Origin of the sequence: Pseudonocardia thermophila (assembly GCF_900142365.1) — a bacterium.
GTDB lineage: Bacteria > Actinomycetota > Actinomycetes > Mycobacteriales > Pseudonocardiaceae > Pseudonocardia > Pseudonocardia thermophila.
On sequence record NZ_FRAP01000011.1, the window covers coordinates 133,378 to 159,283 of the forward strand.

A 25,906-nucleotide genomic window follows, 5' to 3' on the forward strand; every position below is an offset into this window, starting at 1 on the left:
TCCTCAGTACGCGACGGCCAGCGGCCGCGGAGCCTCGGGGTCGTCGGGTGAGGCCTCGGCGATGCCGGCAGGCGGCGGCCCGGCCTTGGCGTAGCGGACCATCAGCACGCCCTCGATCACCGCGAGCACGCCGTAGAGCAGCGTGAACACGATGAGTGAGATCAGCACGGAGGCGGTGCTGACGCCGGGGGAGACGCCGGCAGCGGTCGGCAGCATCCCGTACACCAGCCAGGGCTGGCGGCCCATCTCGGTGAAGATCCACCCGACGGTGTTGGCCGCGAACGGCGTGAACAGCGCGAGCAGTGCGGCGGTGAAGTACCAGCGCGGCACGGGCTTCTGCGCCCGGCGGCGCATGAACCACAGCCCGAGGATCGAGACCAGCATGGCCAGCGCGCCGAAACCGATCATCAGCCGGAACGTCCAGTACGTGACCGGCACGTTCGGGATGTAGTCGCCGGGGCCGTACGTGGTCTCCGACGCGCGCTGGACGTCGTTGATGCCCTCGACGAGGCCGTCGAGCGAGCCGGTGGCCATGAACGACAGCAGGCCGGGCACGCGGATGCTCCACAGCTCCTGGCTGCCGTCCAGCGTCCCGACGGTGAAGATCGAGAACGACGCGGGTGCGGCGGACTCGTAGAGCGCCTCGGCCGCGGCCATCTTCATCGGCTGCTGCTCGGTCATGAGCCGGGCCTGGATGTCGCCGGAGACCATCACGCCGATGCTGGCGATCAGCACGGTCACCAGCCCGAGTCGCATCGACGGCGTGGCGACGTCGGTGAACTTGTCGCGGGCCAGGTGGTAGGCGCTGATCGCGACGATGAACACGCCTGCGGTGACGAAGCAGGCGGTGATCGTGTGGAAGAACGCGGCGACGGCCGTCGAGTTCGTGAGCACGGCGCCGAAGTCCACGAGCTCGGCGCGGCCGCGCTCGTCGTTGATCACCGAGCCGACCGGGTGCTGCATCCACGCGTTGGCGGCGAGGATGAAGTACGCCGACAGCGCGGTGCCGATCGCGGCGAGCCAGATGCACGCCAGGTGCACCTTCTTCGGGAGCCGGTCCCAGCCGAAGATCCACAGGCCGAGGAACGTCGACTCCAGGAAGAACGCGAGCAGGCCTTCGATGGCCAGCGGGGCACCGAAGATGTCACCGACGAACCGGCTGTAGTCGCTCCAGTTCATGCCGAACTGGAACTCCTGCACGATGCCGGTGACGACGCCCATGGCGAAGTTGATGAGGAAGAGCTTCCCCCAGAACTTCGTCATGCGCAGATATCGCTCGTCCGAGGTGCGGACCCACGCAGTCTGCATGCCGGCTACCAGCAGGGACAGCCCGATCGTCAACGGGACGAACAGGAAGTGGTACACGGTGGTGATCGCGAATTGCCACCGTGCGAGATCGAGGTTCATCACATCCTCCGTGAGCGGGCCGTCGGGCGGTTCCGAAGCCGGGCCCAGCGTCGCTCGGGGCGGTGTGACCGGGGCAGAGTCGCCGGTCCCCGATCATCGGGACCGGCGGACCCCCGGTCCGGCCCATCGGCGGCGACGGCGGGGGACCTTCGGCCCTCTCCGTCCGACCGGGACGCCGGACCGGCGTCACCCCCGGGAGGGAACGCGGGGCGGACAACCCCTCCCTCCTGTCCGCCCCGCGGCTCGGCCGCCGATGCCGTCAGCGCGACGCGCCGGCGAGCGAGCGCACCAGGTCGGTCGCGGTGACGATGCCGACGACCCGGTCTCCGTCGACGACCAGTGCGGCGTCGACGCGGTGCTCCACCATGCGGCGGGCGACGGCCGTCCGGCGCGTGTCGGCCGGGATGCCGGGCAGCACCACGCGGAACTGCCGCAGCGGGGCGTCGGGCCGGTCGTCGGCCACGGCGCGCAGCACCGACGCCTCCGTGACAGCGCCCTCCTCACGGTCACCGACGCGCAGCACGAGGTGACGGACCCCGTGCCGGGCCATCTCCCGCAGGGCAGTGCCGGGCCCGGCGTCGGCGTCGACCGTGACGACGTCGCGGGTCATGAACGTGCTGACCGGCGGATCGTCGTCCACGGCCTCCGGCGGCGCGGCGAGCAGCGGCGGTTCGGACATCGGCTCCCCTCCTGGCTCGCCGTGGGAGCCTGACTGCTCCGCGCCGGCCGCGGGAGGGGTCGCAGGGCGGAACGCCGCGGCCGAAGGGCCGTAGCGGGTCGGGACGTTCGGCCTGTGCCGGATCAGGGGATCCCGGCACGCAGCCCGGCGTCGACGGGGCGCACGCCGGTGCGCCGGGACACCAGCGGCGGCGTCACCAGCAGCGTGTCCTCCGGCGGCCGGCGCGGCGTCGCGGGGACCGGCCAGCCGTGCCCGATCCGCAGCACCGCCTGAGGGCTGTGCGTGCCGTGGATCAGGTTCCGGAGGCGATCGCGCGTGGCGTCGACCTCGATGATGTGGGACAGGAACGACGCCGACAACCCCAGCGTCGTGGCGGTCAGCAGCACCCGCTGCAGCGCCTGGCCGGCGGCGACCTCCGAGGTCGGTCCGAACATCTGCGCCGACAGGACGACGAGCGCGGGCTCGTTCTCGAACAGCACACCCGTCTCGGCGGTGGTGCGCCCCGCGCCGTGGGTGAAGTCGCGGGCGACCCACCGGTCGTGCGCCGCGGGACGGTGCTCGTTCGGCAGGGCGGGCACTCCGTCGGGTCGGTCGGGCTCCACCGCGGTCCAGCGCTCGAACTCCTCCCGGAACGCCGGGTCCCCCTGCTGCGCGGCGTGCGCATCAGCGGAGAGCTCCAGCAGCCGCGTCCGCTCGGCCGGTGTCGCCACGACGTGCAGCCACGCCCCTTCCGCCATCGCGGCGTTGCGCAACGCCATCAGTTCCGCGGTCGTCACCGGCTCGTCCGTGAACGGGCGCCGGTTGGTCCGCCGCCGCGGCACCGCCGCCAGCAGCTCCCGCTGCAGCGCCGTCGGCGCCTTCCGCCCTCCGTGCCGCACGGCCGCCAGCAGGTCCGGGAACGCCCGATCCGTGTGCAGCGTCACCAGCGGCCGGATCCCGTGCGCGTGCAGGGCGAGCCGCAGGTTGAACAGCGCCGCCCCGCACGCGAGCCGCTGCTCGCGCCCGTGCGGATCGGCTGCGGGCAGCTGCCGCTCCGGGTCGGCCCACAGCTCGATCCGGTCCGGCTCGACCCGGAACCGCCACGGCTGGCTGTTGTGCAGGGACGGAGCCCGTCCTGCCACGGCGAGCAGGCCCGTGACGTCCTGTGACGTCAGCCCGAGTGCAGCAGGAATCTGGCTCATGGCCACGATGATCACCCCCTCGCGCGCCGCCGAACACGGTCCAAAGACCCTTCCCGGACGGGCCTCCCGAGCATCACCACCGCCGGGCCGAAATGCGCGGCGACGCGCCGTCCGGCCCGATCGCCCTGCGGCGCCAGGACTTTCGACCACCGTTTTCCGGAGAGGTCGCCGCGCCACCCCGATTTCGTGCAGGTGATGGTGGGAATCACACGACTCGTCGCCGTTCAGGAAACGTGCGCCCCGTCCCGACGCCGCACCGGCTGGTCGTGTGCTGGATGCGCCCGTCGCAGCGCGGCGCGCGGCATCCCGGCCGACACGGGCGGGGATGATCGTGGCGAGGTGCCCGCGCGAGCCGCGGCTGCGGATCTCTCCGCCGACGACGACGCCTTCGCAGGTGGAGCGCTCCGGCGATCATCCGACCCCGCACGCGGGATCTCCGCGCGCGACCACGCCCCGTGCGCGATCGAGGACAGAGTGCAGATCGCGCGAGGTCCGACGATTCCGGTCACCAGGCGAAGGGGTCGGCGCGCGGTCGCCGGAAAGTGGATTCACCGCCATCTCTCGGCGGGAAAATGGCTTTCCTGCCGCTCGCTCGCCTACGCCCTGCCCACCGCAGGCAGCGCACGAACTGCTGAGCGGAGCGAAAGCGTCAGCGCCGGTCGGCCGCCCCGACGAGGCCGCGCCGGCGCGGGGGTGAGAACGCCATTCCTCGGCATTTCCGCCGGTGCGCCATCACCGCGACCGCGATGGTGGCGCCGCCGATCTCCACCTCCCGAGAGCGCCTCGGGTGGAGGCGGTCAGGGGCGGGAGCCCCCGGCGACGGGGCGCAGGGCCGAAGCGCCCGGAAGCGGACCCGAGGCCCAAGCGCTCCTGCCTACCGACACCCCGCATCAGGACCTCCGGCCGTGTCCCCACCACCCCGCGGCGACGCACCGTGGATCGAGAACCCACCCGCCGAACGAATGGACGCGCGCATGACTCACGAGCGCGGAGGCCGCCGTGGCTGACCGGAACCCGCTTCGCCGGTCCACGGACGTGCTGCAGTCCCGGATCGGCGCGGCGCTGATCGCCCTGGCCGCTGCCGCCGCCTGCGCCGCGATCCCGATCGGCGTGGACGTCCACCAGGACATGGCCGAGAAGGCGGCCCAGGCCCAGGCGACGTACAAGCTGGTGACCGCCCAGGTCCTGGAGTCCACGACCGTGGTCCTGAACCCCTCGGCCGCCGCCCGCCCGCAGACCTACGCGGCCGTGCGCTGGCAGACCGACGACGGCACCCCGCAGCAGGGCTACTCGATCGTCCCCGCGACCAAGGAGGCGGGCGAGCCCGTCGAGATGTGGCTCGACCAGGACGGCCACCCGGCGCGGCCGCCGCTGACCGCGACCGACGCGGTGCTCTGCGGCATCGTCGCCGGCCTCGGCACGATCGCGGTCGCCTGGAGCGTGCTTGCGCTGTGCTGGCTCGGGATCCAGCGGCTGGCGTTCGCGGTGAACAGCCGTCGCTGGGCCGAGGAGTGGGCCGCGGTGGAGCCGCTGTGGCGGCGCGAGTTCCGGTGAGCCCACTGCCCACCGGCCGATGGAGGAGGAGCCCATGCTGGTCCGCGACGTCATGCGTCCCCATCCGGGGACGGCCCGCCCGCACCACCCGGTCCGGGCGGTGGCAGCGCTGGTGCTCGACCAGCAGGTCGTCGCCGTTCCGGTGGTGACGGCCGAGGGCGAGCTGTGCGGGATCGTCGACGAGACGCGCCTGGTCCGCGCGCTCACCGCGGATCCCGAGCCGGCGGTCGTCTGCGAGGTGATGGTGCCCGCGCCGCGCCGGGTGGCGCCCGACGACGATCTCGAGACCGTCGTCGAGGCCCTGGCCGACCGGGCCGCCCCGCTGGTCCCGGTCGTGGAGAACGGGCGACTGGTCGGGGTGGTGACCGCTCGCGACCTGCTGCGCCGGTTCGTCCGCGTGGACGGGACCGCGGAGGTGCCGGGCCGGCTGTCCGTCTACGACGCGGTGACCCGGGCGCTGACCGCCACCCCCACCGGCTGATCCGGAGGTCGCCGTGCTCGTCCGTGAGATCATGACCACCGACGTGGTGACCGTGCGGCCCGGGTCGGCGATCCGGGAGGCCGTCGGGCTCCTGGTGAAGCACCGGTTCACGGCGCTCCCAGTGGTGGACTCGGGCGGTGACCTGGTCGGGATCGTCACCGAGACCGACCTGACCGCGTTGCGCCGCCACGATGCGCGCTCGCCTCGGCTGCGGGAGGAGATGGCCGGGCCGGTACCGGTGTGCGTGGCCGAGGTCGCCACCCCGAACCCGATCACCGTGCAGCCGTGGACCGACGTCGCCGACGCGGTGGCCCTCATGCGCGAGACCGGGCACCGGTCGCTGCCGGTCGTCGACGGCCACCGGCTGGTGGGGATCGTGACCCGCGGCGACGTGCTGCGCGCCGACGATGTGCCGGACAGCCGCATCGTCGCGGGCGCCCGGCGGATGCTCGACGGCTACCTGGGACCCGGCCGCGGCGAGGTGTCGGTGTCCGACGGCGTGGTCGTCGTGCGCGGGGTTCCCGACGCGGAGCGGCACACCGTGGCCGTGCTGGTCCACCAGGTGCCCGGCGTGCGCGCGGTGGAGATCGCCGAGGCCTCCTGATCCGCGCCGACGGGCCTCCCGCCCCCGGGCCGGAGTGCCCGCAGGGCGGGGCCCTGAGCCGGTACCGGCGGATCTGCGGCAGCGAGACGGTGGCTCGAGAGAGCCGATGGAGGAGGGCGTCAAGGATGAGTGCCGAGACTGCGGGCAGGAAGATCGTCGTCGGTGTGGACGGCAGCCCGGGAGCGCTGCGCGCGGTGCGCTGGGCCGCGCGGGCGGCGGTGCGTCGCAAGGCGGACCTGCACCTGGTGGCCGCGGTCCTGTGGGCCGAGGAGCGCCTGCCGGGGCTCCCGGCGATCGGCCGCGACCGGACCGGGGACGTGCTGAAGAAGCTGGCCGAGGCCGCGCTCGACACCGCCGACGCCGTGGCCACCGTGGCGGCCCCCGAGGTGACGACCGTGCGCCGGGAGATCGTCGGCTTCCCCGCCGCGGTGCTGCGCAAGGAGGCCGAGGGCGCCGAGCTGCTGGTCGTGGGCGATCGCGGCCGGGGCCGGCTCGCCTCACTGATCGCCGGCTCGGTGGCGGTGGCCGTGGTGGCGCACGCGCCGTGCCCGGTCGTCGTGGTGCGCGGGGAGATCGACCAGAAGAAGGGCGACGACACCGAGCCGGTCGACGGCCCCGTGGTCGTCGGGATCGACGGGACACCGCGCAGCGAGGCCGCGCTGAAGTTCGCGTTCGAGGAGGCGTCGGCGCGGCAGGCCCCGCTCGTCGCGGTGCACACCTGGTCGGACGCGCTGAACGATCCCTACCTCGCGCCGATGATCGACTGGGACGTGGTGGAGACGGAGGAGGAGCTGCAGCTCGCCGAGCGGCTCGCCGGCTGGGGCGAGAAGTACCCGGACGTCCCCGTCGAGCGGCTGGTGACCCGCGGCCGCGCCGCGTCCGTGCTGCTGGACCGCTCGAAGGGCGCGCAGCTGGTGGTGGTCGGCTCGCGCGGGCACGGCGAGTTCGCGGGGCTGCTGCTCGACTCGGTGAGCAACGCGCTCATCCACGGCGCGTCCTGCCCGGTCGCGATCGTGCGGAACACCGAGGAGAGCTGATCCGCTGGGTACGCCAGCCGCGAGGAACGGTACGCAAGCCGCAACGAACGGCCCTTTCGTCCACCCCGAGTGGACGAAAGGGCCGTTCGTTGCGTCCGGGCGCACATCGGGGGATCGGTGGGCTCGCGGCGCCGGGGTCCTCCGGCCGTACCGGTGCTCCGACCCGGGGCGCACCCTGGACTCGACATCCGGACTCGGCGCAGGGAGGACTCCATGGACACCACGCAGCGCATCGCGGTCAGCGACGCGGGCATCCGCATCGGACCCGTCGACGCGTCCGGGATCGTGCGCGACGACAGCGGCGTCCGCGTCGGTGAGGTGCTGCAGGACGGTGTGGTCGTGGACTTCGCCGGAGGCCGGCTCGGCCGCGCGGTGACGGTGCGCTCACCAGCACCGTCACGCTGATCCGGAACAGGGGCCGAACCACCCGCCGGACCAGGACCAACGCCGCTGCCGCTGCGGCCGGGACCCGCGTGGAATCGGTGCATGCCGACCGACCTGACGCCCGGCCACCGCGGAGCGCGCCGCCGCCTGCTGTCCGACGGGGCCGCTGTGACGGTCCGCAGGCTCGGCCCGGAGGATCGCGACACCGTCGCCCGGCTGCACGCCGGGCTGCCCCTCGCCGACCGCTACCTGCGGTTCTTCGGGGTGTCGACGGAGCACATCGACGAGCTCGCCGACCGGGTGGTGAGCCCGGAGTGGACGGCGGTCGGGGCGTTCGAGGGCGACCGGCTGATCGGGGTCGCCCACTACTACCGCGCACCCGGCCAGGCGCACCCCGAGGTCGCCGTCGCGGTCGCCCACGAGCACCAGCACCGCGGCTGCGGCACGGTCCTGCTGGAGGAGCTGGTCGGCATCGCCCGCGCCGCCGGGATCACCCGCCTCGACGCCGACGTCCTCGCGATCAACCACGACATGACCGAGGTGCTCGACCACCTCGGTCTCACCGTGCGCAGCCGCCGCGCCTACGACGTGCGCGAGGTGACGCTCGTCGTGCCGCCCGCGGGCACCACGGCTGCGGCCGAGCGGTTCGCCGACGCGGTGCTCGACCGGGCGACCACCGCGGAGGTCGCCGGTCTGCGCCCCGTCCTGCGGCCGCGGTCGGTGGCGGTCATCGGCGCCGGGCACCGGCCCACGTCGGTCGGCAGGTTGATCCTGCGCCGCATCGTCGAGTGCGGGTTCACCGGGTGCGTCGAGGTCGTGGCCCGCAACTCCGCGGCGGTGGCCGGGATCCCCGCCCGGTGCAGCGTCGACGATCTGCCCGACGGGATCGATCTCGCGGTGATCTGCGTGCCCGCGCCCGCCGTCGTCGACGTCGCCCGCCGCTGCGGCGAACGAGGCGTCCGGGCGCTGCTGGTGATCAGCTCCGGCATCGACGAACCCGACGAGCTGCTGCGCGTCGCCGCCCGCTACGGCATGCGCGTCGTCGGCCCGAACTGCCTCGGGCTGTCCAACACCGAACCGGACGTCCGCCTGCAGGCGACCTTCGGCCCGATCGCCGACCCGGGCTGCGTGGGCCTGGCCACGCAGTCCGGCGGTGTCGCGATCGCGTTGATCGACACGCTGAACCGGCTCGGCCTCGGCCTGTCGACGTCGGTCTCGCTCGGGGACGGGATCGACGTCGGCGCGGCCGATCTCGCGGCGTGGTGGCTCGCCGACGAGCGGACCCGGGCCGCCGTGCTCTACCTGGAGTCGATGCCGGATCCGCGCACCCTCGCCCGGCACCTGCGCCGCCTGGCCGCCCGCGTGCCCGTCATCGCGATCCGGCCCGCCGGATCCGCCGCCGCCGAACGCGCGGCCGCTGCCCACACCGCGGCCCGCGCGGCTCCGCGGGCGCACCGTGAGGCGCTGCTGCGCCAGTCCGGCGTCATCGTGCTCGACGATCTCGACGACGTCCCCGGCCTGCTCGCCCTGCACATCTGGCAGCCCGCTGTGGCCGGGCGGCGCGTCGCGATCCTCAGCAACGCAGCCGGGCTGGGCGTGCTGGCCGCCGACGCCTGCGCCGACGCCGGCCTCGACGTGCCCACCCTGTCCGAGGCCACCCAGGAGGTGCTCACCGCGTGTCTGCCGGCCGGTGCGGTGGTGACCAACCCGGTCGACGCGACCGCCACCGTCGCACCGCAGGCGTTCGCCGACGCGGTCGACGCCCTGCTGGCCGCCCCCGAGGTGGACGCCGTGCTGGCGCTCGGCGTGGCGACCGCGGAGGGTGATCCGCTGGCCGGGTGCGAGCCGCGGACCGTCGGGGAGGGGAAGCCGCTGGTCCTGGTCCGCCCGTCGACCGGGGTCGTCGTCACTCGGCACCGGCTGGGCGGCCGGGACGTGCCCGTGTTCACCGAGGCCGCCGACGCCGCCCGCGCCCTCGCCACGGCGGCGCGGCGGACCCGGTGGCTGCGCACGGACCACCACCGGGTGCTGGACGCCCCGCCGGAGGTGCAGGAGGAGCCGGTCCGCGACGCCGTGCGGACGGCCCTGGCCACGCGGCCGGAAGGCGGCTGGCTGCCGGCCGCGGCCGCGCTCGCGATCGGCCGCGCCGCTGGGTTGCCCCTCTGCCCGACGTCGATCGTGCAGTCGGCCCAGCAGGTGGAGGAGGTCCGGCGCGAGCTCGGGGTGCCGGTCGTCGTGAAGCCCGACGTCGACGGGCTCACCGGCTGCGGCGGCGTCCACCTCAACCTCGACGGGCGGCCGGCGATCCGGGCGGCCGTGCGGGACCTGCGGGACCGGTTCGGCACCGACCTGACCGGCATCGTCGTGCAGCCGATGCTCGCGCCGGGGCTGGAGCTGCTGGTCGGCGCGGTGCGCGATCCCGAGTTCGGGCCGGTGCTGACCGTCGGGCTCGGCGGGGCCTCCGCCGATCTCGTGGACGACCGCGCCTACTGCACCGTGCCGCCCGAGACCGCCGAGCTCGACCACCTGCTCGACGATCTGCGCTGCGCCCCGCGCCTGCTGGCCCGGCCCGACTCCGCCGAGGTGGTCGCCGCGGTGCGCGACACCGCGGCCCGCGTGGCCTGGCTGGCCGACCGGTTCGCCGAGATCGCTGAGATCGAGGTCGCTCCGCTCGTCGTGGGGCCCGGCGGCGCCGCCGCGGTCGACCTGCGGATCCGTGTGACGCCGGTCTCGGGGATAGCGACCAACGCAGATCCGGTTCGGGCCTTCCGGCCCTGATCATCGAGCGTCGCGGCGCGAACACTCGAAGCTGTGACAGCCGACATGCTGATGGCACCGCGGACCGACCACCTGGGTCGGCCGAGCTTCGACCGCCTGCGGCAGCTCGCCCTGTCCGCCGTGGGGCACCCCGGGGGCAGACCCTGGCAGGTCTCCGCGATCGAGGGCGGTGCACGGATCCTGGCGAACGGGCCGACGATGGCCCGGATGAGCGCAGCCGGCCGCAAGACGGTCCTGCTCACCGCGGGTGCGGCGATGGCCACCATGCGGTTGGGCATCGCGATGAGCGGTCGGCGGCCGATCGTCTCGCTCCTGCCGGACCAGCGCCGGCCGGAGGTGTTGGTGATGCTGCGCCACGGCGTGCCCGGCGACCCGACCGATCTCGAGCGCGCGATGGCCGCGACGGTCCGCCCGGCGGCCCGGTACCTGCCCCCGGTGGCGGACCTGCCGGCGCCGCAGGGACTGCACCTGCGGGCCCGCGCGGCCGTGGAGAAGGAGGGGCAGTGGCTGCGCACCGTCGCCCCGGATGCGCGGGAGCGGCTCGCCCGCTACGACGCACGCATCGCGAACCTGCCGAAGACGGCTCTGCTGCTGGCCCTCGGCAGCACCCACGACGTCCCGGCCGAGCAGCTGAGGGCCGGTGCCGCGCTGCAGAACCTCGTGCTCACCGTGCGGCTGTTCGGCGGGGCGCTCTCGCTCATGGCCTGGCCCGCCGATCTGGAGGGGCGGTTGCAGCACGCCCGCGACGTCGGGGCCCTGGCGCCCCGCACGCACGTCCTGGTGGCCATCAGCGGCTGCCACCCGGTGGACCGAGGCGCGTTCCCGACGCCGTACAGCTGACCCACCACGTCGAGAACGAACTCGTGGTGATCAAGAAGCCCTGTTGATCACCACGGCTTCGTTCTCGACGCGCGTCCCGCTCGGCGCGGCCACGCGAGCATGCCGATGGCGTTGCCGGCGGTGAGCCCGATGCCGCCGACCGCGCTGACGCCCGCCAGGAGCTCGATCCCGATCAGCGCGATCCGGGCGGACCGCGCCGATCGGCCCGGCTCGGTCATCCCTCGTCCTCGGTGTACACGACGGTGGCGAAGTGCACGCCCTGGAACACACCCTCCAGCCAGCCGACCAGCTGGGCCTGGGCGATGCGCAGCTCGGCGTCGGTCACCGCGGCGCCCACCCTCAGGTGCGGGGCGATCGCCTCCAGCTCCCGGCGCAGCTCGGGCGGCAGGACCGCCTCGATCTCGGCGACGGCCGTCCGGTGCGCGGCGACGAGCCGCTCGCGGCCGCTCGCGTCCAGCGGCATCGCGTGGATCTCCTCCAGCGTCTGCTTGATCATGCTCCCGACCCGCACCAGCTTGTCGGCGTCCGTAACCGGGGAGTCGGGGGCGGGGGAGCGATCCTTGCTGGTCATGCTTGAACACTAGGTCCGCGGTGATCGCGCCGGCAGGGCCGACGGACGCCCCCGGGCCGGGGCTTTCGGCGCCCGCGCAGCGCCGTCGGCGGCGGGCGCAGCCCGGGCGACCCGGCCAGCACCAGCACCCCGGACGCTGCGAGCAGCACCCCCGCGGCCAGCGCCCAGCCCCAGCCGGGCCGGACCGGGTCGCCGAGGGCGAGGATGCCGGCGGCGCCGGGCACCATCGTCTGGGTCACCGACACGATCGCGGCCAACCGCGCCACCCCGGTCAGCTCCAGTGCCCGGGTGCGCGCGGCCACTCCGGTGATCCCGTACGCTGCCACGAGCGCGACCGCGAGCGGGAACGGGAGCGTGCCGGCGTCGTCGACGTGGTCGGCGCGCACGACCAGTGCGGTCCCGCCGAACGCGAGCCCGGTGAGCACCCCCAGCGGCCAGCCGCGCCCGGCGTCCCAGGTCCCCGCCACCGCCGCCGCGAGCAGAACCGCCGCCGACGCCAGCGCCGCCACGGTCCACCCGGACACGGCGAACGGGGCGTCGGTGCCGGTGGCCGAGGCGACCAGCGCCAGCCCCGCCGTGCACGCGACCGCGGCGACGTGGTCGCGGCGGCGCAGCACCACGGCGTAGCGGAACCGGGCCGCGTAGACGGTGAGCACCACCCCGCAGGCCAGCACCGACTGCACGAGCACGACGGGCAGGTGCTGCAGCGCGGCGACCGCGCACAGCCAACCCAGGCCGTCGAGCGTCAGCCCGGCCAAGTAGCGGGGCTGGCGCACGACCGGACGGCCGGGCCGCACGAACCGGGTCGCGTCCGACTGCAGGATCCCGGAGGCCGTGTTCAGGGCGGCCCCGAGCACCGCCCACCACAGCCCGGCGGCCAGCACCGCCTAACCGCCGGCCGACATCGTCAGCTGCGCAGGTCGGCGACCCCGACCCTGCGCGCCGGCAACCAACCCGCCTTGGCCGGTTGGGCGGGCGGCACCACGACGACCGGGCACGGCGGGCGCCGGGCCAGCACCCGGGCCGGCGAGGTGGCGACGCTGTCCAGCAGCGCACCCCGCGACGGACGGCCGAGGACGAGCAGCCGTGCGTGCATCGCCACCGCTACGAGCAGGTCGGCGCAGTGGTCGTCGACCACGAGCTCCTCTGCGACCACGTCGGGGTAGGCGAGCCGGCACAGCGACAGCTGCTGGTCCAGCTCGGTGGCGACGGCCTCGTGCGCGACGTCCCACCGGCCGGCTTGCCGACCCAGCGGGGCGGAGAGGTCGATCAGGGGATCGTGCCAGGTGCGGACGGCGAGCAGTCCGGCCGAGCGCGCCCCCGCCTCGGCGAACGCGAACTCGATCACCTCGCTCCCGGTCGCGGGGCCCACCGCCACCATCACCGGGAACGGGTCCTGCGAGTGCCGGGGCCTGCCGGGGCGCGGCGTCGGCGCCTCGTCCGGCACGACGACGACCGGGCAGTGCGCGCTCATCAGGGCTCCGTCGACGTGCGGCGACGCGGCCGGCAGCACGAGCAGCTCCGCCTCCGCCGAGGCGGCCAGCCCCGCCCGCTCGATCGGCTGGTCCACCACGACCGCCGAGACGACGACGTCCGGTTCGGTCTGCCGGGCGACCGACAGCGCGACGGCGAACGCGCGGTGGCAGCCCAGGTGGCGGCGGTGGTCGTCGGGCAGCAGCACGCGCACGTCGAGATCGCGGCGGCGCGCCTCCCGCACCGCCCACCGCATCGCCGCGGCGGGCGAGATCTCGGGCTCCACCACGGCCGCGATCCAGCCGCGCCGGCGCTGGTCCTCGGTCGGCCCATCGCTTCGCATGGGACCACCCTCCGCCGATCCGGCCGCGTGCGCTGCGGGCAGAAGGCCGTACGGACGTGGGCGTTGGTCCCGCAGGCCCGGGTGCCCCCGACCCTGGGCCGGCGCGCGGCCGGCGCGGAGTCTGCCGGGAGGAAGGCGTCGAGGGAGGCGGCAGGACCATGAAGGCACTCGTAGTGGTGGAGTCGGTGTTCGGCAACACCCGGCAGATCGCCGAGGCGATCGCGCAGGGGCTCGGCGACGAGGCACTGGTCCGGGTCGTCGACGTCGCCGACGCGCCCGCGACGGTGGACGGCGTCGACCTGCTGGTCGTGGGCGGCCCGACCCACGCGTTCGGGATGACCCGCGAGTCGACCCGTCGCGCGGCCGCCGAGCAGTCCGGCGGGGCGGTTCCCCCCGCCGCGGTCGGGCTGCGGGAGTGGCTGGCCGTCGTCCGGGTCGGCCCGGTGGCCGGGGCGGCGTTCGACACGCGGATGGACACGTTCCGATTGCCCGGGTCGGCGGCGAAGGGCGCGGCCCGCGCGCTGCGCAGGCTCGGGGTGCGCCTCGTGGACCGGCCGCGGACCTTCCGGGTCGTCGGCATGCAGGGGCCGCTGCGCGACGGTGAGCCCTTCCGCGCCCGCGCGTGGGGTGCCCACCTCGCGGCGCAGATGGCGCCGGTGCGACCGGGGGCGGGGGCGTGACGGGCCGGCCCCGCGGTCCGGTCGTCACCGGTGTCGACGGCTCGGACATCGCCCTGCGCGCGGTCCGCTGGGCGGCCCGGGAGGCGGGCGCCCGGAAGGTCCCGCTGCGGCTGGTGCTCGCGTTCACCCACGTCGCCGACCGCGTCGCGGGCCATCCGGGGCCCGGGCCGCGGCTGCGCGACCAGCTGCTCGACCAGGCCCGCAAGAGCCTGCGCGCCGCCGCGATCGCGGCCCGCCGGGAAGTCCCGGACGTGGTCGTCGAGGAGCACCTGCGGATCGGGTTCCCGACCTCGGTCCTCGTCGACGAGTCCCGCTCGGCTGCCCTCGTCGTGGTGGGGGAGCAGGGGCTCGGCCGGGTCGCCGCGGCCTTGACCGGCTCGGTCGCCGTCTCGGTCGCCGTCCACGCCGAGTGCCCGGTGGTCGTCGTCCGCGGCGAGGGCACCGGCTCCACCGAGGGCCTGCCGGTCGTCGTCGGGGTCGACGGCACCCCGATCAGCGAGGCCGCGCTGGCCTTCGCCTTCGACGCCGCGGACCGCCGCCGCGCCCCGCTGATCGCCGTGCACACCTGCCCCGACGCCCCGATCGACCCCGCCGACCCGGACGACGGCTTCGAGGCGGAGAAGGCGCTGCTCGCCGAGCGCTTGGCCGGCTGGTCGGAGAAGTACCCCGGCGTGCCGGTGCGGCGCGTCGTGACCGATGTCCAGCCCGTCCGGCAGCTGCTGGAGCTGTCCCGAAGCGCCCAGCTGGTCGTCGTCGGCAGCCGGGGCCACGGCGACTTCGTCGGCTGGGTGCTCGGCTCGGTGAGCAACGCCGTCGTGCACAGAGCGGCCTGCCCCGTCGCCGTCGTCCGCCCGGAGGTCACGACGGAAGGAGTTCTCCGATGAGCGCCTCGACCACGGACACCGCTCTCGTGCGCGGCCTGGACACCCTCCGCGCCGCCGATGCCCCGGCGGTCGGTGGGAAGGCCGCCAACCTCGGCGAGCTGATCGCCTCCGGCTTCCCGGTACCGCCCGGGTTCGTCCTGCCCGCCGACGCCTACCTGGACGCGATGGCCGCCACAGGGGTCCGCGACGAGCTGCGCGCCCTGCACGACCGAGCCCTCACCGCCACTGATCCCGCCGATCTCGACGCCCTGTGCGCCGAGGCTGCCGCGAAGGTACGGGCCGCCGGCATGCCCGACCGGCTCGCCGACGCCGTGCGCGCCGCCTACGCCGCCCTCGGGACGGACGGCCACGAGGCGTTCGTCGCCGTCCGCTCGTCCGCCGTCGGGGAGGACAGCGCGGACGACTCGTTCGCCGGCATGAACGCCACCTTCACCAACGTCCGCGGCGCCGAGGAGTTGATCGGCCGGATCATCGACTGCTGGGCCTCCGCCTACGGCCAGCGCGTCGTCGCCTACCGGGCAGGCCGCGGCTCGGCCGCGGAACCGGCCGTCGCGGTCGTCGTGCAGGTCATGGTGGCCGCCGAGCGGGCGGGCGTCGCGTTCACCGCGCACCCGGTCACCGGCCGCACCGACGTCGTCGTCGTGGAGGCCGCGCTCGGGCAGGGCGAGGTCGTCGTCAGCGGTGCCGTGCAGCCCGACACGTACGAGCTGGCTGCGACCCCCGGTACCCCGCTGCGCGGCATGCACATCGGCGAGCAGACCCACGAGATCGTCCGCGGCCCGGACGGTGTCGACATCGCCGTCGACCTCGATCCCGAGCTGGCCCGCGCCCGCGTGCTCGACGACGAGCAGGCCGCCGCCGTCGCCCGGCTCGCGCTGCGGGTGCAGGAGCACTTCGGCGTGCCGCAGGACGTCGAATGGGCCTTCCACGGGGACGCGCTGTGGCTGCTGCAGGCCCGGCCGATCACCACGCTGGCCGGTGATCGGTCCCGCCGCCCGCTGGTCACCGGCCTGCCGGCGTCCCCGGGACGGGCGAGCGGGCCGGTGCGGGTGCTCACCTCACCCGAGGAGGGCGCGCGGCTGCAGACCGGCGACGTGCTCGTCGCGCCGATGACGAACCCGGACTGGCTGCCCACCGTCCGGCGGGCCGCCGCGCTGGTCACCGACTCCGGCGGCACCACCTGCCACGCCGCGATCGTGGCCCGCGAGCTGGGCGTGCCGTGCGTCGTCGGTGCCCGCGACGCCACCACCGTGCTGCACGACGGGCAGGCGGTGACGGTCGACGGCGGCACCGGCGAGATCACCGCCGGTGCCGCGGCGAAGGCCGCGTCCGAACCCGTCTCCGCGGCCCCGGCGACCACGACGCCGCGGACCCCGCCGGCGCGGGTGGACGTGCCGATCGCGACGAAGCTCTACGTCAACCTGGCGATGCCCGACCAGGCCGCCGCGGTCGCGGCCGGGCCGGTCGACGGGGTCGGCCTGGTCCGCGCCGAGTTCATGCTCACCGAGGCGCTCGGCGGGCGGCATCCGCGCGAGGTCATCGCCCGTGGCGAGCAGCAGCTGTTCGTCGACGTGATGACGGCGTCGCTGCTGAAGATCACCGAGGCGTTCGCGCCGCGGCCGGTCGTCTACCGCACCACCGACCTGCGCAGCAACGAGTTCCGCGGGCTCGCCGGCGGCGAGTCCCACGAGCCGGTCGAGCACAACCCGATGATCGGCTACCGCGGCGCCTACCGGTACCTGCGCGAACCCGACCTGTTCGCGCTGGAGCTGCAGGTGCTCGCCCAGGTGCGCGAACGAACCCCCAACCTGCACCTGATGATCCCGTTCGTGCGCACCCGCTGGGAGCTGGAGGCATGCCTCGAGCTGGTCGACGCCAGCCCGCTGCGCCACCACCGCGGGCTGCACCGCTGGGTGATGGCCGAGGTGCCGTCCGTGCTGCACCGGCTGCCCGAGTACGTCGAGCTGGGCATCGACGGCGTGTCCATCGGCAGCAACGACCTCACCCAGCTGATGCTCGGCGTCGACCGGGACTCCACCGAGTGCGCCGAGCTGTACGACGAGACCGACGAGGCCGTGCTGGCCGCCGTCCGCGACATCGTGGCCACTGCGCGGCAGCTGGGCATCACCTCGTCGCTGTGCGGGCAGGCGCCGTCGGTGCACCCCGGCTACGTCGACCACCTCGTCGAGGCCGGCATCACCTCCGTGTCGGTCAACCCCGACGCGGTCCCGGCCGCCCGGGCGGCCATCGCCGCCGCCGAGAGGAGGCTGCTGCTCGACGCCGCGCGCCGCTGATCACACGCGCGCTGATCACACGGGCACTGATCACACGGAGAAGGGGCCCGGGGAAGCTCCCCGGGCCCCTTCTCCGTGTGCCTCTTCTCCGTGTGCCTCACACCCCGGCGAGCAGGGCGTCCAGCACGTCCCGCATGGAGACGATGCCGACGATCCGGTCGTCCTTGCGCACCACGACGTGCCGCACCCGGTTCTCGATCATCTGCCGGCCCACGTCGGCGATCGAGTCGTGGACGTCGGCGGAGACCAGATCCGTCGTCATGACCGCCTGGGCCTGCTCGTTGTCCAGGTCGGCGCCCATCGCCACCAGCGTGACGACGTCCCGCTCGGAGAGCACGCCGATCGGCCCCATCGGGCCGCCGACGAGGACGGCGCCGATCTCGTCCGCCGTGAGCTCAGCGGCCACGTCGCGCACCGAGTCGTGCTGCTCCACGTCGGCGAGCGTGTCCCGCATGATCGTCTTGACGGGTTGGGCGGCGGCGTCGCGATCGATGGTGTCGGTCATCTCGGGTCTCCTTCGGGACGTACGGGTCGAAGTCGGATCAGGGAACGGACGACGGTCCCGGCTCGGGCTCCCCCGGATCGGGGACCTCGTCGAGGTAGTCGTCCACGGGGCGGCGCGGGGTCGGCACGAGCGCTGCGGCGCCGCTGCGGGGCCACCCGATCCGCAGCACCACCTGCGGATGGACGGCCGGGTCGGCGAGCACCCGCTTCGCCACGGCGCGCCGGGTCTGCGGGTACTCGAGGACCTGCGTGAGCGGCGCGCACGCCAGGCCGCGGGTGGTCGCCCGCAGCAGCGCGGAGCTCAGTGCCTCCCCGGCCCGGAGCCTGCTGCGCGCGTCGTCGGCGTTCGTGACGAGCAGCAGCAGGGATGCCCCGTCGGAGGGGTCCGGCGGCTGCGCGAGCGTGCCGGGGGAGTAGCGCACCCCGCCGATCACGCCCGCCGGGTCGCGGGGTACGGCATCGGGCGGCACCCCGTCGTCCCCGGCGAACGCGCCGCTCCACAGCTCGGTCTCGGCCGCGATCTCCGGATCGTGGGCGGCCAGCCGGTTCGCCTCGGCCATGGCCGCGAGCAGCTCCTGGTGGGCGTGCGGGGCGGACAGGGTCACCAGCAGCGCTCCCTCGCCCGCGGCGGCCAGCCGCAGCGCTTCCACGTCGGCCTCGGTGATCGGGTGCTCGGTGAACCGGCGCCGGTCGGTGTGCCGGGCGGAGATCGCGCCGGCGAGCTCGGCCAGCGCGGGATCGGCCGCATCCGGGTGCAGGTGCAGCGTCGCGACGTGGTCGGGCTCCGTGGGGTCCGGGAACCGGTCCACGAGCGTGCCGACGTCGAGCGCGGCGAGAGCGGCCCGCAGGTGGTGCAGCGCCGCACCGCAGCTGAGCAGCAGGCCGCGGCCCTCCGGGTCGGTCCCCGGCAGCTGCCGGGTGCGGTCGGCCCACAGCTGCAGCGTGCGGCCGGTCCAGTGCAGCCGCCACGGCTGCGTGTTGTGCAGCGACGGCGCCCGGCCGGCCAGCTCGGCCGCGGTGCGGATCGAGCCGCGGCCCACCGCCGCCGTGGTTCTGGGCAGGTTCACAGCAGGGCCTCCCCACCGGTCTCCGCAGCCGGGGCCGTTGCGGCCGAGGCGGCCGGTGGCCGCGGGACGACCAGCACCGGGCACGGGGCGCAGCGCACGAGGTCGTGGGCGGTGGAACCGAGGATCGTGCGGGCCACCGCGCCGCGCGACGGCGAGCCGGCGACGACGAGGCGGGCCGTGTGCGCGGCGGTGAGCAGCACCTTGAGGGTGCCGCCGCGCGCGACCTGGACGTCGACCGCGACGCCCGGGTACCGCGCCCGCCACGGCTGCAGGTTCGCTTCGAGGCGCTCGGCGGCGGTCGGGTCGCCCGACGCATGCACGACCACGAGGCTGCTGCCGTGCAGCTCGGCATCGGCGAAGGCGGCGTCGATCACCGGCCGGTCCTCCGCGGCGTCGCCGAGCGCGAGCAGCACCGGTCGGCTCCCGTCGTGCCCTTGGTGGTGGCCGCGCACCACGGCGACCGGGCACGGCGCGTGCGCGGTGATGGCGGTGGCGACCGAGCCGATGAGCGCGTCGGCCGCGGTCTCGGCGATCATGCCGACCACGAGGAGATCGGCGTCCTGGGCGACCTCCCGCAGCGCGGTGCGCGGTTCGGGCAGCAGCACCCGGGTGGTGATCGGCAGGCCGCGCTCGTGCCGGGCGACCGTGCGGGCCCGGGTGAGGATGGCGTTCGCGTGCCGGCGGCCCGACTCGGTGTCCGCGTACGGTGCCGCGTGCACGATCAGCAGACCCGCACCGCGCAGCTTGGCCTCGGCGGCCGCCCAGGCCACGGCGCGCAACGCCGTCGTGGAGCCGTCGGTTCCGACGATCACCCCCGGCCGCGCTGATGGAGGGACGTGCTGGTGGTCCATGACGGTCTCCCTTCGCCTCGTCCGTGGTCCGATGGTCCGCCCGTCCCGGCGCACCGGGAAGGGGAACCAGCCCCGCCGGTCGGGACGGAGTGCCCGGGCGCCGTGGGTCTCATGCCGGGGGCCCGGCTTCCCAGGCGCGCAGGGCCTGCTCGAGCGACTCCCCGACGGAGCCGGAGGTGTCGACCACGGTGGCGCGCGGCCACGGGTCGGCGGCCTCGGCCATCGCGGCGGCGATCTCCGCCGTCGCGTCGGACGCGGTCGGACCGCGGGAGCGGATACGGCGGGCGGCTAGTTCGGCCGGCGCCCGGCACTGCAGCTCCACCAGGTCGCTGACCGTGCGCCCAGCGACGTCCGCCGCGGCCGCGCGGTGCTCGGCGCAGATCCACGATGCGTCGAGCACGACCGACTCACCGCGGGCGAGCAGCCGCTCCGCCCGCCGCAGCAGCTCGCCGTACAGCTGCTCGGTCCGCTCCGGCGCGTACAGGCCCTGGCCGAAGCCCGCGCCCGCCGGTGTGTGCGGGTCGAGCCCTGCGGTCTCCTTGCGGATGCGGTCGGACGACAGCAGCGCCGCGCTGCAGGCGTCCGCGAGTGCACCCGCGACCGTGGACTTCCCGGTGCCCGGCAGCCCGCCGACCAGTACCAGCCGCACCGCGCCCGTCCGCAGGTGGCGCAGCGCCATCGCCGCGTACGTGCGGGCCGTCTCCGCGTCGGTCTGCGCCCCGGTCTGGTCGTGGCGCAGGCACGCCACCTTCGCCCGCACCAGCGCGCGGTAGGCGATGTAGTGGTGGCGCAGCGCGGCGGGGGCCGGGTCGCCCGCGAACTCGGCGTAGGCGTCCAGGAAGTCCCCGGCGAGATCCGGGCGGCCCAGCCGCTCCAGGTCCATCGCGAGGAACGCCACGTCGTCGAGGCCGTCGACGTGCCGCAGCCGGGCGTCGAAGTCGAGGCAGTCCAGCACCCGTGGCCCGTCGTCCAGGCAGAAGACGTCGTCGGCGATGAGGTCGCCGTGCCCGTCCACGACCCGGCCCTCGGCGCAGCGGCTGCGGAACAGGTCTCCGCGGCCGTCGACGAACCGCAGGGCGAGCCGGCCGATCTCGTCGACGTCGGCCGCGGGCAGGACCCGGTCCCGGTAGGGCGCCAGCTCGGTGACGTTGGCCGCCCAGCGGCCGCGCAGCGCGGGCGCCCCGCCGTCCGCGGTGATCTCCGGCGTGCGCCGCGCTCTCGCGTGGAAGACCGCCATCAGCTTGGCGAGGTCGCGCAGCGCATCCGACACCGGGGCGCCCGCCGCGACGAGGGTGGCCAGGCGGCGCTCGGCCGGCATGCGGCGCATCACCAGCACCGCCTCGGTGCCGCCGTCCGGATCGGTGAAGGTGGCGATCCCGAGGTAGACGTCCGGGGCGAGCCTGCGGTTGAGCTCCAGCTCGCGGCACAGCGCGGCCCGGCGCAGCTCCGCCGTGGAGAAGTCCAGGAACGCCGTGCGCACGGCCTTCTTCGTCTTGTAGGCGCGGTCGCCGACCAGGACGACGAGACCGACGTGGGTCTCGGCGATCTGCGGTGTCACCACAGCTGGGCCCGGTCGTGCGGGTCGGCCGCCGTGGGGGAGAACTCGGGCACCGTCTCCGCGAACCGGTGGTCGGGCAGCGGGCCCGGCACGACCTCCACCGGGGCGGTCGCGCGGCGCAGCACCTCGCGGCAGGTCGTGCCCATCCGCACCCGCACCGGCGCTGATCGGCCCCGCGCGCCGATCACCAGCAGGCGCGCGCTGCGGGCCGCGTCGAGCAGTGCCGTGGTGGGGTGGCCGGCCGTCATCTGCCAGCGCACCTCCAGGTTCGGGTGGACCACGTCGAACCAACCCATGACCGCCTCGGCGTCCACGTCGGTGGTGGTGCCGGCGTGCAGCACCACCAGCAGGCACTTGTGGCGGCGCGCAGCCGCGGCGGCAGCCGCCAGCACGTCGGCGACCAGCGGGGTGGACGGATCGAGGCTGTCGATGCCGGCCACGATCGGCCGGTCGTCGTCCGCGGTGCGGGTGCGGCCGTGCACGATCACCACCGGGCACTCGGCGGTCTCGATCACCCGTAGCCCGACCGACTCCGTCGGCTCGCTGTTGGACCGCTCCGTGCCGCCGAGCACCAGCAGCTCGGCCCGTGCCGCCGCGGCTCCCAGCGCCGGCACCGGCGGTTGCAGCGCGCACCGGGTGGTGATCCAGGTGCCGGGGGCGCGCCGCCGCGCCAGCTTCGCCGCGTCCTCCAGCACCTCGCGCGCCCGGTCCCGGCCGGGGCCGGCTCCGTCGACGGCGTACGGGGCGGCGTGCAGGATCTGCAGCGGCAGACCGCGCAGCTGCGCCTCCGCCGCGGCCCACTGCACCGCGCGCGACGAGGCGGCGGACCCGTCGACGCCGACGACCACGCCCAGCGCACCCGCAGCATCGGGTTCGCCGGCCCCCTGACTCTCCCGCTCCATGGCTGTTCCTCCGTTCCGAGGGCAGCCTGCGCCGGAGGGGAGGGCGGTGCCCAGGGCCGTAGGGCCCGCGCTGGTGGGCACTGGTCACGAGTGCGTCGAGAACGAACCTGTGGTGATCAGAGAGCCGATCTGATCACCACAGATTCGTTCTCGTGGGGGATTGCGGCTTCCTCCTTCGGCGCACGTCATTCGCGGAGTGGTGCGGTCGGTGCCTTCAGGTCGGGTCGACCGGCCCGGCCTGGTCGGGACCTCGGCCGGTCGCCCGGGCCGGGCCGGTGCGGGCACCGTCCACGTGGGAGGCACGTGCGATCGGGAGGAGACGGCCGTGCGACGGAGGACGGTTCGCGACGTGATGACCGCCGACGTGGTCTGGGTGCGCCCCACCAGCCCGTTCGCCGAGATCGCCCGCCTGCTGCACGAGGCGGAGGTGCGGGCGGTGCCGGTGCTGGACGAGGACCGGCGACTGCTCGGCGTCGTCTCCGAGGCCGATCTCCTGCCGACCGCGGCCGAGGAGGGATCGGCGCCGCGCTGGTGGCGGCCCCGGCACATCCGGCGCGGCCGGCACCAGCCGCGCGCCCGCGGCAGCACGCCGGTGGCCGCCGACCTGATGACGACCGACGTCGTGACCGTGGCCCCTGATCTCCCGCTCGGCGCGGCGGCCCGCCGCATGCGTCAGCAGGGCGTCAGCTGGCTGCCGGTGGTCGACGCCGACGGCCGCGTGGTGGGCGTCCTCGGCCGCTCCGACGTCCTCTCGGTCTTCCTGCGCGACGACGAGGAGATCCGCCGCGAGATCGTCGACGACGTGCTGAAGCGGATGCTGGTGGTCGATCCGGACCGGGTGGCCGTCGACGTCCGCGGTGGCGTGGTCACCCTCAGCGGGGAGCTGGACACGCACGCCGAGGTGGAGCTGGCCGAGCTGTTCGCCGAGCGGGTGGACGGGGTCGTCGGCGTCGAGAACCGGCTGCGCGCCGCGATCGACGAGACGGCGACGGAGTACGGCATCGACCCGCTGTCCTGACCCGCTGTCCTGACCTGCGGGGCACATCGCTGTGGCGAACCTTCGCGGCGCGACCTCGGCGTGGCGCGACGGAGCCGTGAGCCAGCACGAGGATCCAGCACACGAGGATCCAGCACGACCACGACGTCGCCGTGATCAACAGGGCGATGTGGTACGCCGGCGTCGGCCTCCGCGCAGTCGATCAGCCCGTCATGAGCACCGCGTCGACGGATCTGCGGGGCGTGCGCGGCAGGGTGGTCGCGTAGGTGGCCGGCCAGCCGACGCGGATGATCAGCTGCGGGGTCTCCGGGATGCGCAGGACGTCGCGGCGGATCGCGGTGCGCGTGCTCTCGACCTCGATGCCCTGGCTGAGCGGCGTGGTCGCGAGGCCTTCCCGGGTGGCGGCCAGCAGGACGGCGCTGGTGGCCTCCCCGGCCCGCAGCCGGTCGACGACGTCGTCGCCCGCGGTGACGACGACCAGGAACTCGGCCGCATCGTCGGGGACCGCGTGCGCGGGCACCTGCTGCGGCTGGCGCAGCGCGGCCTCGGTGAAGCGGCGCAGCGGCCACCGGCCGGGCAGACCCGGTGGTACCGCGGCGACCGTGCGGGGGTCGACGCCGTCGCGAGCGCCCGCGAACCGGTGGGTCCACCGCGCCAGCTCGGCCGCGTAACCGGGCACCTTCGCCTGTGCCGCCTCGGCCTCGGCGAGCGCGCGGTCGAGCCGGGCTCGCATCGGCCCGGCGGTGACCGGCACCAGCAGCGCACCCCGCTGCTGGGCTTGGGCGGCGAGCCGTTCGATCACGTCCGGCGGTACCGGGCGGTGGCTCATGCGGCGCCGCTCGGTGCGGCGCTCGGCGATCGCCGGGAACAGCTCCGCGTCCGCCGGATCGGGTTCGCCGTCGACGAGCTCGATGCGGGCGAGCAGGTCGCTGCGGTCGGGGTCGGGTGTCCGCTCGACCCTGGTGGCGTGACCGGCGGCGGCGAGCACCACCCGTAGGTGGTGCAGCGCGGCGCCGCAGGACAGCACGAGGTCGCGCCGCTCCGGGTCGGTCGCCGGGAGGTGGCGGTGCGGGTCGGCGTACAGCTCGACCCCCCGGCCGTGGATCCGCCAGCGCCACGGCTGCGTGTTGTGCACCGACGGGGCGCGCACGGCCTGCTCGACGGCGGCGACGAGGTCGGGTTCCCCGCTCATCGGGCCACCGCCCGCGGTACCAGCAGCACCGGGCACGCGGCGTGGTGCACCGCGCTGAGCGCGACCAGCCCGAGCGCGCCGTCCGCGGTCGGGCGCGGCCCGCCGAGCAGGAGGAGATCGGCCTCGACGCGCTCGCCGACGACCTCGTGGGGATGCGCGCGCACCAGCCGCACGGTCACGTCGGCGTCGGGCACGAGCCGGCGCGCCTCGTCGAGGATCTCGCAGCCGCGGTCCAGCGCGTCCCGCAGCCCGACGCTCTTCTCCCCGAACGACCGCGGCACGGCGTGCAGCACCTCGATCGCGGCGCCGAGCGCGGCGGCGCAGCGCGCCGCCTCCTCGACGACCGGCGCGTCCTCGGGCATCTCCTGCACGCCGACCACGACGCGCCCGCGCGGGGCGGCGGGCCGGTCGGCGGTGCGGATCAGCAGGACGGGGCAGCCGCGCCGGGCCGCGAGCGCAGCCAGCTGCGGCGTGACGAGCCCGCCCGGCTCCTCGACCGGGGCGGGCACCGTGCGCAGCGTCCGCCCTGTGCTCCGCCGCCAGCGGTCCACCCACTCCGGCACGTCCCCGTCGTCGGTGAGGACCACGAGGTCGTCGCACTCGGTCCGGCCTCGGGGACGAGGCAGCGTCCGCGCGGCGATCATCGCGGGATCCGCTCGATCATGTCCTCGACGGGCCGGCGCGGGGTGAGCGGCAGCGGATCCGCCGGGGCCCACCCGACCCGCAGGATCACCTGCGGCATGAGTGCTCCGTCGAGCAGACCGTCGCGGATGGCGCGGTAGGTCGTCTCGACCTCCAGCGGTTCGGTCAGCGGGCAGGTCGCCAGGCCGAGATCGGTGGCGTGCAGCAGCATCGCCGACAGCGCCTCCCCGGCGCGCAGCTGGGAGAGGGCGTCGTCGGAGGCCGTGCCGAGCACGAGCAGCGCCGCGCCGTCGGTGCCGTCCTCCTGCACGATCGTGCCGGCCGGGAACCGGCGGGCCAGCCCGTCGCCGGTGGTGGAGTCGGCGAGCAGGCTGGTGGCGCGGATGCCGTCGTCGCCGCCGAGCCGCCCGGTCCACACCGCGGTCTCGGTCAGGTACTGGTCCACCTCGCTGCGCAGCGCCGCCGCCACCCGGATCGCCTCGACGACGGCGGCCCGACCGCCCGCCCCGTCGAGCGCCCGCGCCACCACGCCCTCGGCGGCCGCGCGCTCGACGAGCTCGTCGAGGAACGCCGGTGGCACCGGCCAATCGGTGTAGCGGCGGCGGTCGGTGCGCCTGCGGGCGATCATCGACGCCGCGCGCATGTCGGCGTCGGACGCGGGCCGCGCGTGCAGCACCATCGTCGCGAGGTGGTCGGGATCGGCCGGATCGGGCATCCGCCGCACGGTCGCGGCCACCCCGGCGGCCGCCAGCGCGATCCGTGCGTGGTGCAGGGCCGTCCCGCACGACAGGAGCATGTCCCGCCCGGGTGCGTCGGTCGCGCGCAACCAGCGGCGCCGGTCGGCCCGCAGGTGCACGGTGCGGCTGTCGTAGCGCCACAGCCACGGCTGGCTGTTGTGCACGGACGGCGCACGCGACGCCAGCGCCAGCGCACTGCGGACGGTCGTCGCGTCGACGTGCTCGGTCATGGCGGAAGCTCCTCCGTCGGACGTGTCCTCGCCAGC

General features: G+C 75.2%; 26 protein-coding genes. 11 read left to right on the plus strand and 15 right to left on the minus strand.

All coding sequences use genetic code 11. From position 1 onward, the window contains the following. Positions 1-3: 3 nt before the first annotated feature. The 3 genes from BUE41_RS15545 to BUE41_RS15555 all read right to left on the minus strand — a co-directional run bounded on the left by BUE41_RS15545 (position 4) and on the right by BUE41_RS15555 (position 3,267). Positions 4-1,410, minus strand: coding sequence for a cytochrome ubiquinol oxidase subunit I (locus BUE41_RS15545; RefSeq protein ID WP_143172184.1), 1,407 nt, complete (start codon positions 1,408-1,410; stop codon positions 4-6). A 256-nt stretch (positions 1,411-1,666) separates the two neighbouring features. Further along, positions 1,667-2,086 carry a CBS domain-containing protein gene (locus BUE41_RS15550; RefSeq protein WP_073457829.1) on the minus strand — a complete coding sequence of 140 codons (420 nt, stop codon included), beginning with the start codon at positions 2,084-2,086 and terminating at the stop codon, positions 1,667-1,669. Between the two features lie 122 nt (positions 2,087-2,208). Continuing rightward, complete coding sequence (locus BUE41_RS15555) at positions 2,209-3,267, minus strand: Acg family FMN-binding oxidoreductase (RefSeq protein WP_073457903.1); 1,059 nt, start codon at positions 3,265-3,267, stop codon at positions 2,209-2,211. A gap of 999 nt (positions 3,268-4,266) precedes the next feature. Between BUE41_RS15555 and BUE41_RS15560 the strand changes: the two genes are divergently transcribed. The 7 genes from BUE41_RS15560 (at position 4,267) to BUE41_RS15590 (ending at position 10,945) form a co-directional block, all read left to right on the plus strand. Then, positions 4,267-4,821: an Rv1733c family protein gene (locus BUE41_RS15560; RefSeq protein ID WP_073457830.1), complete on the plus strand. Its 555-nt coding sequence runs from the start codon at positions 4,267-4,269 to the stop codon at positions 4,819-4,821. A 34-nt stretch (positions 4,822-4,855) separates the two neighbouring features. After that, positions 4,856-5,302 carry a CBS domain-containing protein gene (locus BUE41_RS15565; protein ID WP_073457831.1) on the plus strand — a complete coding sequence of 149 codons (447 nt, stop codon included), beginning with the start codon at positions 4,856-4,858 and terminating at the stop codon, positions 5,300-5,302. A 13-nt stretch (positions 5,303-5,315) separates the two neighbouring features. Then, a complete protein-coding gene (locus BUE41_RS15570; RefSeq protein WP_084755119.1) occupies positions 5,316-5,906 on the plus strand; it encodes a CBS domain-containing protein in 591 nt (196 codons plus the stop codon). 125 nt (positions 5,907-6,031) lie between these two features. Continuing rightward, on the plus strand, positions 6,032-6,943 hold the full coding sequence (locus BUE41_RS15575) for a universal stress protein (protein ID WP_073457832.1): 912 nt from the start codon (positions 6,032-6,034) through the stop codon (positions 6,941-6,943). A gap of 213 nt (positions 6,944-7,156) precedes the next feature. Continuing rightward, positions 7,157-7,348, plus strand: coding sequence for a hypothetical protein (locus tag BUE41_RS15580; RefSeq protein WP_073457833.1), 192 nt, complete (start codon positions 7,157-7,159; stop codon positions 7,346-7,348). An 81-nt stretch (positions 7,349-7,429) separates the two neighbouring features. After that, positions 7,430-10,105: a bifunctional acetate--CoA ligase family protein/GNAT family N-acetyltransferase gene (locus BUE41_RS15585; protein ID WP_073457834.1), complete on the plus strand. Its 2,676-nt coding sequence runs from the start codon at positions 7,430-7,432 to the stop codon at positions 10,103-10,105. Positions 10,106-10,138: 33 nt separating this feature from the next. Next, a complete protein-coding gene (locus BUE41_RS15590) occupies positions 10,139-10,945 on the plus strand; it encodes a hypothetical protein (protein WP_073457835.1) in 807 nt (268 codons plus the stop codon). Positions 10,946-10,992: 47 nt separating this feature from the next. On the opposite strand, the gene BUE41_RS30800 is transcribed toward BUE41_RS15590, so the two are convergent. Genes BUE41_RS30800 through BUE41_RS15605 form a run of 4 tightly spaced genes read right to left on the minus strand, consistent with a single transcriptional unit; the run spans position 10,993 to position 13,332 of the window. Beyond that, the gene (locus BUE41_RS30800) at positions 10,993-11,163 is read right to left on the minus strand and encodes a hypothetical protein (RefSeq protein ID WP_159444917.1); all 171 of its coding nucleotides are present in this window, start codon (positions 11,161-11,163) and stop codon (positions 10,993-10,995) included. Further along, positions 11,160-11,516, minus strand: a complete 357-nt coding sequence (locus tag BUE41_RS15595) for a proteasome activator (RefSeq protein WP_073457836.1) — start codon at positions 11,514-11,516, stop codon at positions 11,160-11,162. Before BUE41_RS15595 ends, BUE41_RS30800 begins: the two co-directional genes overlap by 4 nt. Further along, positions 11,513-12,400: a hypothetical protein gene (locus BUE41_RS15600; RefSeq protein WP_073457837.1), complete on the minus strand. Its 888-nt coding sequence runs from the start codon at positions 12,398-12,400 to the stop codon at positions 11,513-11,515. The genes BUE41_RS15595 and BUE41_RS15600 overlap by 4 nt, the downstream gene beginning before the upstream one ends. A 23-nt stretch (positions 12,401-12,423) precedes the next feature. Further along, the gene (locus BUE41_RS15605; protein ID WP_073457838.1) at positions 12,424-13,332 is read right to left on the minus strand and encodes a universal stress protein; all 909 of its coding nucleotides are present in this window, start codon (positions 13,330-13,332) and stop codon (positions 12,424-12,426) included. A gap of 158 nt (positions 13,333-13,490) precedes the next feature. Here BUE41_RS15605 and BUE41_RS15610 point away from each other — a divergent pair, with 158 nt between their 5' ends. Genes BUE41_RS15610 through ppsA form a run of 3 tightly spaced genes read left to right on the plus strand, consistent with a single transcriptional unit; the run spans position 13,491 to position 17,190 of the window. Next, complete coding sequence (locus BUE41_RS15610; protein ID WP_073457839.1) at positions 13,491-14,012, plus strand: flavodoxin family protein; 522 nt, start codon at positions 13,491-13,493, stop codon at positions 14,010-14,012. Then, positions 14,009-14,896, plus strand: a complete 888-nt coding sequence (locus tag BUE41_RS15615; RefSeq protein WP_073457840.1) for a universal stress protein — start codon at positions 14,009-14,011, stop codon at positions 14,894-14,896. Before BUE41_RS15610 ends, BUE41_RS15615 begins: the two co-directional genes overlap by 4 nt. Next, on the plus strand, positions 14,893-17,190 hold the full coding sequence (ppsA, locus tag BUE41_RS15620) for a phosphoenolpyruvate synthase (protein ID WP_073457841.1): 2,298 nt from the start codon (positions 14,893-14,895) through the stop codon (positions 17,188-17,190). Before BUE41_RS15615 ends, ppsA begins: the two co-directional genes overlap by 4 nt. Positions 17,191-17,287: 97 nt before the next feature. On the opposite strand, the gene BUE41_RS15625 is transcribed toward ppsA, so the two are convergent. The 5 genes from BUE41_RS15625 to BUE41_RS15645 form a co-directional block, all read right to left on the minus strand. Then, positions 17,288-17,695, minus strand: a complete 408-nt coding sequence (locus tag BUE41_RS15625; RefSeq protein ID WP_073457842.1) for a CBS domain-containing protein — start codon at positions 17,693-17,695, stop codon at positions 17,288-17,290. 37 nt (positions 17,696-17,732) lie between these two features. Then, a complete protein-coding gene (locus BUE41_RS15630; protein ID WP_084755121.1) occupies positions 17,733-18,761 on the minus strand; it encodes an Acg family FMN-binding oxidoreductase in 1,029 nt (342 codons plus the stop codon). Then, on the minus strand, positions 18,758-19,612 hold the full coding sequence (locus tag BUE41_RS15635; protein WP_084755124.1) for a universal stress protein: 855 nt from the start codon (positions 19,610-19,612) through the stop codon (positions 18,758-18,760). The genes BUE41_RS15630 and BUE41_RS15635 overlap by 4 nt, the downstream gene beginning before the upstream one ends. A 109-nt stretch (positions 19,613-19,721) precedes the next feature. After that, positions 19,722-21,170 (minus strand): bifunctional aminoglycoside phosphotransferase/ATP-binding protein, encoded by a 1,449-nt coding sequence (locus tag BUE41_RS15640; RefSeq protein WP_073457906.1) that lies wholly within the window; start codon positions 21,168-21,170, stop codon positions 19,722-19,724. Continuing rightward, on the minus strand, positions 21,167-22,072 hold the full coding sequence (locus BUE41_RS15645) for a universal stress protein (protein WP_073457844.1): 906 nt from the start codon (positions 22,070-22,072) through the stop codon (positions 21,167-21,169). The genes BUE41_RS15640 and BUE41_RS15645 overlap by 4 nt, the downstream gene beginning before the upstream one ends. A 352-nt stretch (positions 22,073-22,424) precedes the next feature. Here BUE41_RS15645 and BUE41_RS15650 point away from each other — a divergent pair, with 352 nt between their 5' ends. Next, positions 22,425-23,090, plus strand: a complete 666-nt coding sequence (locus BUE41_RS15650) for a CBS domain-containing protein (RefSeq protein WP_084755127.1) — start codon at positions 22,425-22,427, stop codon at positions 23,088-23,090. Positions 23,091-23,271: 181 nt separating this feature from the next. On the opposite strand, the gene BUE41_RS15655 is transcribed toward BUE41_RS15650, so the two are convergent. From BUE41_RS15655 to BUE41_RS15665, 3 genes are read right to left on the minus strand one after another with little or no spacing between them, the layout of a single operon-like run. Beyond that, complete coding sequence (locus BUE41_RS15655) at positions 23,272-24,261, minus strand: Acg family FMN-binding oxidoreductase (RefSeq protein ID WP_073457845.1); 990 nt, start codon at positions 24,259-24,261, stop codon at positions 23,272-23,274. Then, on the minus strand, positions 24,258-24,905 hold the full coding sequence (locus BUE41_RS15660; protein WP_073457846.1) for a universal stress protein: 648 nt from the start codon (positions 24,903-24,905) through the stop codon (positions 24,258-24,260). Before BUE41_RS15660 ends, BUE41_RS15655 begins: the two co-directional genes overlap by 4 nt. After that, a complete protein-coding gene (locus tag BUE41_RS15665) occupies positions 24,902-25,870 on the minus strand; it encodes an Acg family FMN-binding oxidoreductase (RefSeq protein WP_073457847.1) in 969 nt (322 codons plus the stop codon). Before BUE41_RS15665 ends, BUE41_RS15660 begins: the two co-directional genes overlap by 4 nt. Positions 25,871-25,906: the final 36 nt, after the last annotated feature.